This is a genomic window from Mesorhizobium sp. M7A.F.Ca.MR.362.00.0.0, from assembly GCF_004023175.1.
GTDB lineage: Bacteria > Pseudomonadota > Alphaproteobacteria > Rhizobiales > Rhizobiaceae > Mesorhizobium.
Genome location: NZ_RZTF01000124.1, coordinates 2828 through 13131, shown reverse-complemented (window position 1 = coordinate 13131; position 10304 = coordinate 2828). Strand labels below are relative to the sequence as shown.

12 protein-coding genes and 1 pseudogene are annotated in these 10304 nt (G+C 61.2%); 5 read left to right on the top strand and 8 right to left on the bottom strand.

Annotated features, from left to right (window positions below):
• Positions 1-157: 157 nt before the first annotated feature.
• The 5 genes and pseudogenes from EOC06_RS42715 to EOC06_RS16930 form a co-directional block, all read right to left on the bottom strand.
• Positions 158-253, bottom strand: a pseudogene (locus EOC06_RS42715) (hypothetical protein); the annotation flags it as partial.
• A 326-nt stretch (positions 254-579) separates the two neighbouring features.
• Positions 580-843, bottom strand: coding sequence for a DUF6074 family protein (locus tag EOC06_RS16945; protein WP_128308315.1), 264 nt, complete (start codon positions 841-843; stop codon positions 580-582).
• A gap of 209 nt (positions 844-1052) precedes the next feature.
• Entirely contained in the window at positions 1053-1349 is a 297-nt protein-coding gene (locus EOC06_RS16940) for a DUF982 domain-containing protein (protein ID WP_127271426.1), read from the bottom strand.
• A 159-nt stretch (positions 1350-1508) separates the two neighbouring features.
• On the bottom strand, positions 1509-1748 hold the full coding sequence (locus EOC06_RS16935; RefSeq protein ID WP_128308314.1) for a hypothetical protein: 240 nt from the start codon (positions 1746-1748) through the stop codon (positions 1509-1511).
• Between the two features lie 111 nt (positions 1749-1859).
• Positions 1860-2282: a hypothetical protein gene (locus EOC06_RS16930; protein ID WP_128308313.1), complete on the bottom strand. Its 423-nt coding sequence runs from the start codon at positions 2280-2282 to the stop codon at positions 1860-1862.
• Between the two features lie 200 nt (positions 2283-2482).
• Here EOC06_RS16930 and map point away from each other — a divergent pair, with 200 nt between their 5' ends.
• The gene (gene map, locus EOC06_RS16925) at positions 2483-3310 is read left to right on the top strand and encodes a type I methionyl aminopeptidase (protein WP_013532002.1); all 828 of its coding nucleotides are present in this window, start codon (positions 2483-2485) and stop codon (positions 3308-3310) included.
• Positions 3311-3336: 26 nt separating this feature from the next.
• Here the strand turns inward: map and EOC06_RS16920 are convergent, their stop codons facing one another.
• From EOC06_RS16920 to EOC06_RS16910, 3 genes are read right to left on the bottom strand one after another with little or no spacing between them, the layout of a single operon-like run.
• The gene (locus EOC06_RS16920; protein WP_128308312.1) at positions 3337-4662 is read right to left on the bottom strand and encodes a sensor histidine kinase KdpD; all 1326 of its coding nucleotides are present in this window, start codon (positions 4660-4662) and stop codon (positions 3337-3339) included.
• Complete coding sequence (locus tag EOC06_RS16915) at positions 4659-5420, bottom strand: response regulator (protein ID WP_032900681.1); 762 nt, start codon at positions 5418-5420, stop codon at positions 4659-4661. The genes EOC06_RS16920 and EOC06_RS16915 overlap by 4 nt, the downstream gene beginning before the upstream one ends.
• A gap of 41 nt (positions 5421-5461) precedes the next feature.
• Entirely contained in the window at positions 5462-6319 is an 858-nt protein-coding gene (locus EOC06_RS16910) for a MipA/OmpV family protein (RefSeq protein ID WP_128308311.1), read from the bottom strand.
• 234 nt (positions 6320-6553) lie between these two features.
• Between EOC06_RS16910 and radC the strand changes: the two genes are divergently transcribed.
• The 4 genes from radC to EOC06_RS16890 form a co-directional block, all read left to right on the top strand.
• Positions 6554-7315 carry a DNA repair protein RadC gene (radC, locus tag EOC06_RS16905; protein ID WP_128308310.1) on the top strand — a complete coding sequence of 254 codons (762 nt, stop codon included), beginning with the start codon at positions 6554-6556 and terminating at the stop codon, positions 7313-7315.
• A gap of 254 nt (positions 7316-7569) precedes the next feature.
• Entirely contained in the window at positions 7570-8751 is a 1182-nt protein-coding gene (locus tag EOC06_RS16900) for a carbohydrate kinase family protein (RefSeq protein WP_128308309.1), read from the top strand.
• 72 nt (positions 8752-8823) lie between these two features.
• The gene (locus EOC06_RS16895) at positions 8824-9600 is read left to right on the top strand and encodes a glutamine amidotransferase (RefSeq protein WP_127271194.1); all 777 of its coding nucleotides are present in this window, start codon (positions 8824-8826) and stop codon (positions 9598-9600) included.
• A gap of 28 nt (positions 9601-9628) precedes the next feature.
• Positions 9629-10304 (top strand): ATP-binding cassette domain-containing protein (locus tag EOC06_RS16890; protein WP_245469678.1); only part of this gene is annotated, 676 nt, incomplete at its 3' end.

Sequence of the window (10304 nt, the reverse complement as noted above, 5' to 3'; positions counted from 1 at the left end):
TGACGACGATCGTGCCCGAGCCCAGTCCGTTCGACGCCGCGGACTGGGTCGCGGCCGCGACGATCGTCGGCTTGTCGGAACCCGAGATCTGTTCGAGCGCACCGGCATAGGCGGCTGCATCGGCCGTCGCCTGTAACCTCAGGCTGTTGTAGTACCAATAGGAGGTCTCGACGCCGAAGCCCGCAGCGCCGACAACGACCGGCAAGGTCAGAGCAAAAATGGTAGCGACGTTTGCGCCCGTGCTCCGGCGCATGGCGTCCATTACAAGCCGAACACGGGTGAAGCTACTCAAGGCCATGGTTTAAATTAGAAAGCACGCATAAATGAACGAATGGCTAAAAAGTTCGTTGCATTTTTGAGCAGTGGTCCATTGGCTTCAAAAAAGAAGTGTTTCGCTGGCTGACCAACGCGCAAGCGCATCGATGTCTCAGAGTGGGCCGCCCCTCAAGGCCGGCGGGAAATTGCCGGATTCGCAGCCGAGACCGCGCGAACAACGACCGGTCTTCGAAAAACACACCGGAGTAAACGTATTTACAAATTACTGATGCATGTATGGAGGATGGAGGTTCAGGATTTGCTTCAAGCGGAAAGAATTGGCATCGACTCCGCGACCGTATCAGCCAACATCTCTCGCTGCACGGCCAGGAAAAACCTGCGCACTTCATCGCTGGCTGCTGTTCTGTCCCTGCCGGACCCGACGACGAGATCGAGCAACTCCGACGCCTTGGCTCTCCAGAACGAGGTGGCGGTCTCGCCATGCAGGTTGCCGAGCTTGGCAGCAACCTCCCTGACCAAGAATACCTGACGGTCGATCGGGAACGCACGGACTTTTTCTGCGGACATCTTCCAACCCATGAGACTGACGCAACGAATCAACCATTGCCAACAAGCAAAGGCGTAGCCGGGAAGATGGAAACGGAAGCTTAACAGGGCCGGCCTTGGTGCGGTGCAGTCGTCGGGACGAAACGCGCACAGCGGCGCTCACGATATTACCACGTGCGTTCAAACACGATCGCCGGTGTTTTAATCGGGCAACGAACAGGGCACAGCCCTCAGGCCTGGAGCGCCCTCGCCTCACCGCCGCGCTTGCGCGGCGTCATCATGTCCCTGGCCATCAGTCCACTGGCGCGGCAAAACGCCATGAACGCCCGGCAGGCATCCTCGGTCTTGACCACGTCCACCGTGGCGCCAAAGCAGGCGTTGAACGCTTTCTGATAGATCGGGCCCTGACGGCGCGCAGGCCAGTCCTGGAGAAAATCGAGCGCCTGTTCGACGCCATAGATTTCCTCGACTGGCAGACCGGGTCCAGGCGCTATGCGCACAGGCACCTCGAATTGCAGTCTATCCATTTCCTGTCTCCCGAACGGCATCGCCGAGGCAACGCCGTTCGTCGTCAAAAGTTGCTTTGACCGGCTTCTGGCCCAGAAATGTGTCGTCACTTGGGTCGCGGGCCGCCACGTCGCGCCAAACAAATCGCGCACCCGAGATCTGTCCTGGGTGACATATGCTCACTGGTTCGCCGGATCCGTCTCCGCGTCGAAGGCCATGCGACAGGCGGTGATCAGTACAAATACCGTCGGCACGGCGAAGATGCCGCCGAGAACAAGGGCCGCCATCGCCGACAGGCCGAGCGTCTCGGCAACCGCCCAATAGACGGTTCCGATGCAGATGAGCGCCTGGACGCAGAGGAACGCGGCAGCCGAGGCCGCGCGCGACAGGGTTTTGAAGGTCTTGATGCGTTGTTGCATTGAAATGATCCGGAAATGACGCGCCGCGCGACCGCTGCGCGGCCGACAGCCGCCGCACGATCACGACGCGAACAGGAATAGCGATGAGGTGGGGGTACGGCCCTGGGCCGCTCAGGCCGTGATGGCCGGCGGTGCGCGCGGCTGGTTGGTGCTCGCCCCGGGAACCGAGGCGGCCCCATATCCCGAGACCATCGCTCTTTGCGATGGCCGTTCGGCCCAAAGAAAAACAGCGTCGGGGACCGCAAGCGCGGGGTGGCCGCCGGCGAACTTGACCAGGACCGGACGGCCGGCACGAACCTCCAGCGCTTGCGCCTTGCCGGTGACACGCAGCAGCGCCGCCACTTCGCCCGACCGCTCGACACCGACGCTGACACCGCTTGGCGCAGACCCCGCAAAGCCTGACGCCACCGGCAGGCCGAAGCACAGCATCGCCAGCAGCACCATGCCCATCAGGCATGAGCACGCTGCCGTCAGCGGCGCTTCAGGCCATCCGGTTTGCCTGGCCGCCGCGAAGGGACGCGATCTCGAAAACATCACCCGCCCTAACGCACCATGGCCAGAAAGGGAAGCAAACCGGGCAAAAACCGGCAAGACATCGCCCTTGCGAGGCAAATATCGGGAAGCGCGCGGCCGCATCAGACAGTTCTTCCTTGAACCTTTTGCCCTCAAGTGCCAAATCTGGGGTAATTTTCACGCTGGCTCTCCTGCAGAGCCCTACCCGCTACACGGACAAAATGGTCACCTATCTCGACGCTGCCACGGCCCCGCTCAGAAATACCGGCCAGATCCGCCTCTATGGCGAGGACGGCTTTGCCGGCATGCGCAAGGCATGCGATCTCACCGCACGCTGCCTCGACGAGCTGGTGCCGATGGTCCAGCCTGGCGTCACCACCGAAGCAATAGACCGCTTCGTCTTCGAATTCGGCATGGACCACGGCGCGCTGCCGGCGACGCTCAACTATCGCGGCTACACGAAATCGTCCTGCACCTCGATCAACCATGTCGTCTGCCATGGCATTCCCGACAACAAGCCGCTCAAGGATGGCGACATCGTCAACATCGACGTCACCTACATCCTCGACGGCTGGCACGGCGATTCTTCGCGCATGTATCCGGTCGGCACGATCAAGCGCGCCGCCGAGCGGCTGCTCGAAGTCACGCATGAATGCCTGATGCGCGGCATTGCAGCGGTCAGGCCGGGCGCCCGCACCGGTGCCATCGGCGCCGCCATCCAGACCTTTGCCGAAGGCGAGCGCTGTTCGGTGGTGCGCGACTTCTGCGGCCACGGCGTCGGCCAGTTGTTCCATGACGCGCCGAACATCCTGCATTACGGCAGCGCCAATGAAGGCGTCGAGATGCGGCCAGGCATGATCTTCACCATCGAGCCGATGATCAATCTGGGCAGGCCGCATGTGAAGGTTCTGTCGGACGGCTGGACTGCGGTGACGCGCGACCGCTCGCTGTCGGCGCAGTACGAGCACACGATCGGCGTGACCGACACAGGGTGCGAGATTTTCACGCTGTCGCCCAAAAAGCTCGATCGCCCCGGCCTGCCGGCTTAGAGCGCGTCTGCCCGGCAGGAGGCCGTCTATGCCGACTGCACGCCAGCGGCATTCGGCAGATCGATGGTGACGACCAGTCCGCTGGGCTGGTTGTCCTGCAATTCGATCCTACCGCCGTGACCCTGGACGATGTCGGCAACGATCGACAGGCCCAGACCGAAGCCATGCTTCGATGCAATGCCGCGCGATGCATCTTCCTTGAAGAATGGTTCGAAAACACGAGCACGTGCCGTCATCGGAATGCCCGGCCCGTCGTCCCCTACCGTGATGCGCGCCGCCGTGCCGGTCGCTGTCAAGGCGACCGTGACATTGCCAGCGAATTTGACCCCGTTGTCGCAAAGATTGGCGATCGCACGCGCCAATGCATTGGGCTTGCACCAGCCCAGGAGCCGGTCCGGCCCGGAATATGAGACAGGAAATCCGACATCGGAGAACTCGGCGCAGACGGTTTGCAGAACGCTGGCAATGTCGGCGAGCTGCAGCTTCTCCGTCGAAACATCGTTGCGCAGATAGGTCAGGGTCTCGTCGATCAAGATTTCGATGTGCTGGACATCGGACAGGATTGCGGTTCGGATGGGTCCATCATCCATACGCTCGGCGCGAAGCCGCAGCCGCGTCAACGGCGTGCGCAGATCATGACTGACGCTGCGCAACATGCGCGTGCGATTTTCGATCATCGTGCGGATGCGCGTCCTCATCCTGTTCAGGGCGCGCGCCAATCCCACCATTTCAATGGAGCCGTGTTCGACGAAGAGCTGTTCGCCATTCTCAATCTCGGCCGAACCGACTGCTGCCGAGATGCGCTTCAATGGATCCGTCACGGCCCAAACCGCAAACAGCCAGATCAGCACGGGCAAGGTGACGAAAGCCATGAACCTGTAGAACGAGGCACGGACGAGGCCCGATGTCAGCCAGGAATCGGGCATGCCGAAATGGGCCAGGACGTCCTGCTGGTCCAAGTCGATGACAAACGCGTATCGGCCGCCAATCCTTAGCCAGCGTCCATCAACCGTCCCCCTGTCGATACGCAAAAGCCATTCGACACTTCGCCATTGCAGATAGGACTGGGGAATGCCGGCTATCTGGTCCCTGGGCAATATCTCGAAATCAAAGCCGGCCCGCTTTGCTGTCGCCAGAATTGCGCCACGCGCCTCCGCCGGCGTTTCTTGCAACAAGGCAGCAACAACGCCTGCACGCCTTGCGTTATCTTCCGCGGCGGGAAGGTCGACGTTCTCTATGAAACTCTCAACGACCGAGCCGACGAACATGATCACGATCACCGCGATGAAAATGATCGCCACAAACTGCCCACGCACGGACTGCGGCAGGAAACGGCGGAGGATATCACTCATGCTTCCTCCACCGTCGCGGTGAAGATATAGCCACCCAACCGAACGGTCCTCAAAAGCACCGGATCGCGCGCATCCTTTTCGATCTTCCTGCGGATTCGACTGATATGGACATCGACGCTACGCTCGATCGGCCCCGCGAGCCCGGCATGGGTTACGCCCAGAAGTTCCTCGCGAGAGAGAACCCGGCCTGCATTGCGACAAAACGCAAGCAACAGGTCGAATTCATGCGTCGTGGTCGTAACCCGCGCATTGTTGGGGTCATGCAATTGCCGGCGTATTGGATCGAGGCGCCAGCCGTTGAAACGGAGGACCTTCGACCAGTCCCGCTCGTCTGGAGCATAGGCTGTACGGCGCAGCAGCGCCCGTATCCTGGCCGTCAGTTCGCGCGCGCTGAACGGTTTCGTCACATAGTCGTCGGCGCCGATTTCCAGCCCGAAGATGCGGTCGATTTCCTCGCCGAGCGCGGTCAGCATCAGGATCGGAATGTTGGTTCCGGCACGAAGACGGCGGCAGATGTTGAGACCATTTTCGCCCGGCAGCATGACATCAAGCACGATGAGATCGAATTTCTGGTTGCGAAGCGCAGCGTTCATCTGGACGCCGCTCTCGGCAATTTCCACGATCATGCCGTTGTCGGTGAGCGTCTCGCCCAGCATGCGCGCGATCTCAAGATCGTCTTCGACAATGAGGATGCGCGAACCTTGCCTGGCCGACCTGGATTCGGCGCTCAAATCGCTTTGGTGCCGTTGCTGTGCCATTCCGGAGTTTGTCTAGCCTGCATTTGGTGCCTGGGTAGGCGTCAGAACCGATATCCGACGAGAAGCATCCCTGAAGGCTGGATCTTTTCGAGGACAACAGGGCTGTCGGCAGCGTCCCCCAAGAGAACACCGACCCCCGCTTCGCCGCGCACCATCCAGCTCTCGTCGAGCATATATGTGGCGGAAATCGAAAAATCGGCGCGCTTCAAACCGGCACCGGCATCATAGCGCGCCAGCCCCGAGCGAGCCGATTGTTCGGGCGTGACACCAAAATAGGCCTGCATGTAATTTTCGTCGGCAAAGACGGCGGACGCGCTGGCGCCGATCATCAACGATTGAGACAGAGGCCGGGTCACCTCGATCCCCACCCTGCCCTCCAGGCCATCGCTGCCGCCGATGGTCTTGTCCAGTTGCGCGAATATTTCGGCCGGACCGAACTTCGCCGCTGCCTTCACGCCGACCGTCGCGCCCATGTCGACGTCCCCCAAGCCGCGCAGATGGTCGGAGTCGTCTTCCTTGCGGCCCATCTCATAGCCAAGCCGAGCGCTGAACGCGAACGGTCCTTGTTCATAGACGGCGATGTTGGCACCTGTCGGGTCGATCGTCACCGTGTCGAGGAATGTCGCCGTGACGAAAGGCACCGGCATGATCTTGAACTCATTGCTGCCTTCGTATTTGGGGACGATGATGGCGCCGCCGCCAAGCACGACATGCCAGTCGGCCAGCTTCTGGTCGAAACGCCCGAAACGGGAAGGCTCGGGCGGCAGGGTAAAATCATCGGAATTCACCGCAATGGCGTCTGCCGCCAGCGCGCCCTCCGAATGCGTCGAAAGCAGGATTGCCATGGCCGCGAGAGATGCCCGGCCGGCCAACAGTCCAGAGTCAATTTTGGCGAACATGCGCGCTCCAGTATAGCGAGGCAACGAGCCTCCGATGGCGCCAACATGTCAGGTGAAAGTGGCCGCATGCGTTAAGTGATGTTAAGTTTTGTTGCGCAATCGTGGTTTCATCTTGCCGTATGAGAAAGCCATAGCGACGATCTGCCGTGGGACGTCTCGCGATCGGGGAACAGAACTGTTTCAATCCCGGCCAGAACAGTTCTAATGTCTGCGCTGGAGCAATGTGGGCGGTGTATGGGGAACACAAACGACGACGACGAGCGGAGTTTCTTCTCCGAAGCGCCGATGCGGCCTGCGGCGAAAGCCAAGGCGACGCTCGACGAAAAGCCGCATTACCTCGGTCACCGCGACCGACTGCGCGAGCGTTTTGCCCTGGCGGGTCCGGACGCCCTGCCCGATTACGAACTTCTGGAACTTCTGCTTTTTCGCCTGATCCCTCGTGCCGACACCAAACCGGCGGCCAAGGCGCTGCTGGCGCGCTTCGGCACGCTGGCCGAAGTGCTCGGGGCGCCGGTTGGCCTCTTGCAGGAAGTCAAGGGCGTTGGCCCTGCGGTGGCGCTCGATCTCAAGATCGTCGCGGCAACCGCGCAGCGCATGGCGCGCGGAGAGGTGCAGGGTCGCGAAGTCCTCTCGTCCTGGACACAGCTTCTTGCCTATTGCCGGTCGGTCATGGCCTTCGAGGCGCGCGAGCAGTTCCGCATCCTGTTCCTCGACAAGAAGAACGCGCTGATCGCCGACGAGGTTCAGCAGACAGGCACCGTCGACCATACGCCCGTTTACCCGCGCGAGGTGGTCAGGCGCGCCCTCGAACTCTCGGCCACCGCCATCATCCTGGTCCACAATCACCCGTCGGGCGACCCCACACCCTCACGAGCCGATATCGAAATGACGAAGGAGATCATCGAGGCGGGCAAGCGGCTGGGCATCGCGGTGCACGACCACATCATCGTCGGGCGGAAGGGATATGCCAGCATGAAGGGCCTGTTGCTGATCTGACGGGCCGGGGGCATGCCAAGACCGTCCGATCAAGCCCGGGCGATCGAATGAAGTGCAGGAAATTCGCTTGCACAATCTTTTACCAAAAAATTTGAAAATTGTTCAATCTTGGAAAGAGGGCCCAAGGTCCGCTCTATCTCTGGATTAAACTTCCAATCGAGAGGAATGCTCTCTTGATTTTTAGAAGACAATTCCGTTGAGGCATCGCATTTTCGCTGCTACCGTTTTGAAACGCTTCAATTGGAACTCCGCCATTGCAACGCAAGCGCCCGACCATAGCGGATGTCGCACGAACCGCCGGTGTCTCCATCGGCACGGTGTCGAATTTCATCAATGGAACGGCAAGCCTGAAGGAAGGCACGCGCGACCGCATCGAGAAGGCGGTTTCCGCGCTGATGTATCGGCCGAGCTCCTTTGCACGCTCACTGCCGGGCCGCGCACCACGCAGGCCAAAGAACCTCGATCACCTGCCAAGACTTCTGGTCGCAGGTAGGGTGAGTGTCGACTTCCTGTGCCGCGTCGACGTGCTGCCGCATCGCGACGACCGGATCACCGCCAGCCACATCGACAAGGCGCTGGGTGGCCCCGCGGCCAATCTCGCGGTTGCCGCCGCCGGTATCGGAGCACCCTACGCGCTGGACGTTGAACTGGCGACAGCAGTTGGCCAGGATCCAGAGAGCGATTGGGCGCTCGGCGCGCTTTCGAAACTGGGTGTCCACGCCTTGCCGATCCGCAACACGCCCAACAACCGCCTCTCCCAGGCGATCGTGATCATCGAGCGCAATGGCAGCCGGACGATCATCAGCGAACCGTTCGAGCTTGGCGAGGTCGACCTGACAGCCAATCTGGATATCCAGCCCGAGCAACGCCCGGCCTGCCTTCATATCGAAGGCTTTCACTACGAGACGATGACCGCGTCCATCGCGCGCTTTCATCAGGCGGGCTGGAAGGTGAGCCTGCATTCGGCCGGCCTTCCCAAAAGCGCACGCACGCCGGAAACCTTCTCGCAGATGGTCAAACAGATCGATCTGACCTTCATCAACGATGTGATGATACGGGAGATCTTCGACTTTCGCAGCCGCATGGCAACGACGATCGAAGAGGTGCGAGCGATGTTATCACGCATCAAACAACGGGGAACGGTCGTGCTCACCCTCGGCGAGTTCGGCGCCGTCGTTTTTCCGGCGAATGGCGGTCCGCAGATCGAGGTGCCGGCGCTGCCGGTCAATCGCGTCGACGCGACAGGCGCCGGCGACAGCTTTGCCGGCATCTTCCTTGCCCTTTGGCTGCATGGCGCGTCGCTGGACGACGCCGCGCGCTATGCGGCAATCGGGGCGAGCCTGACGACAACGGTCGAAGGCGCGCAGGGTTACATCGCAGACTTTGCCACGCTGAAGGCTGCGGCCCTGGCGAACAATGCCGTGATGGCCAGTTGAAACAATGGCTTATCGACGTTTCGACCTGGCGCGGAACACCGCATCAACCGACGAAATCAGGAGAGTATGATCATGGCGAAAACAAAAGTCCTTCTTGTCGGCGAAAGCTGGGTGAGTTCGGCGACCCACTACAAGGGGTTCGACCAGTTCGGCAGCGTCACCTTTCACCTGGGCGCAACACCCCTGGTGGACGCTTTGAAGGGCAGCGAATTCGATCTCGACTACATGCCCGCTCACGAGGCCGTCGAGAAGCTGCCTTTCACCATGGAAGGGCTGTCGCAATACAGGGCGATCATCCTGTCCGACATTGGCGCGAATTCACTCCTGCTCCACCCCGATGTCTGGCTGCACGGCAAAACGGTTCCCAACCGGCTCAAGCTCCTGCGCGACTGGACGCTGGCCGGCGGCGGCCTGATCATGATCGGCGGCTATTTCAGCTTCCAGGGCATTGACGGCAAGGCGCGCTGGCATCGCACGGCGGTCGAGGAGGCGCTGCCGGTGACCTGCCTTCCCAATGATGACCGGCTCGAAATTCCGGAAGGCTTTCGTCCTGAGATCACTGGTTCCAGGGATCATCCGATTTTTGCCGGCATCGAGGGCGAATGGCCGCTGCTGCTCGGTGCCAACGAGGTCATCGCCCGTGATCGCGACGATGTCGAGGTCCTGGCGCGGCTGCCGCAGGACCAGGGCGGTCATCCCCTGCTGGTCACCGGGCGCCATGGCGAAGGGCGTACGCTGGTCTGGACGTCGGACATCGGCCCTCACTGGCTGCCGAACAGTTTTGTCGAATGGCCTGGCTACGCGCGGCTTTGGACCAACGTGCTGCGCTGGGTCAGCAACGCCGCCTAGCCGATCCGCAATCGTCGGGGAACCCGTCATGACAGAGCCCTTTCTTGTCGCCAGAAACATCGCCAAGCGCTTCGGCGCTCTGACCGCGCTGGCAAATGTCGATCTGGAGATCCGCTCCGGCGAGGTGCTGGCGCTTCTCGGCGACAATGGCGCCGGCAAATCGACCTTCATCAAGATCCTGGCAGGCGCTCATCCGCCCAGTGGTGGGGAGCTTGTGATCGAGGGCAATCCGGTCGCCTTTCACTCGCCCAAGGATGCCGCGGCATCGGGGATCGCGACGATCTTTCAGGAACTGGCGCTTTCGGAGAACCTGTCGATCGCAGAAAACGTCTTTCTCGGCCGGGAATTGAAACGCTCCATTTTGGGCATTCCGTTCTTGAAGCGCAAAGAAATGCGCCAGCGCGTCGACGGCCTGCTGAAGGAGCTCGATGCCCATATTTCCGATCCAGAAGCGCCTGTTGGCAGTCTGTCGGGCGGCCAACGCCAGGCCGTCGCAATCTGCCGGGCGCTCAATCTGAATGCCAGGCTGGTCATCATGGATGAGCCGACCGCGGCCCTTGCCGTAGCCGAAACGCGCAAGGTCCTGGCGTTGACACGGCGGCTTGCCGCGCGCGGCTGTGCCGTTGTGCTCATCAGCCACAACATTTCCGAAGTCTTCGAGGTTGCCGACCGCATCGTGGTGTTCCGGCGCGGCCGCAAGGTGG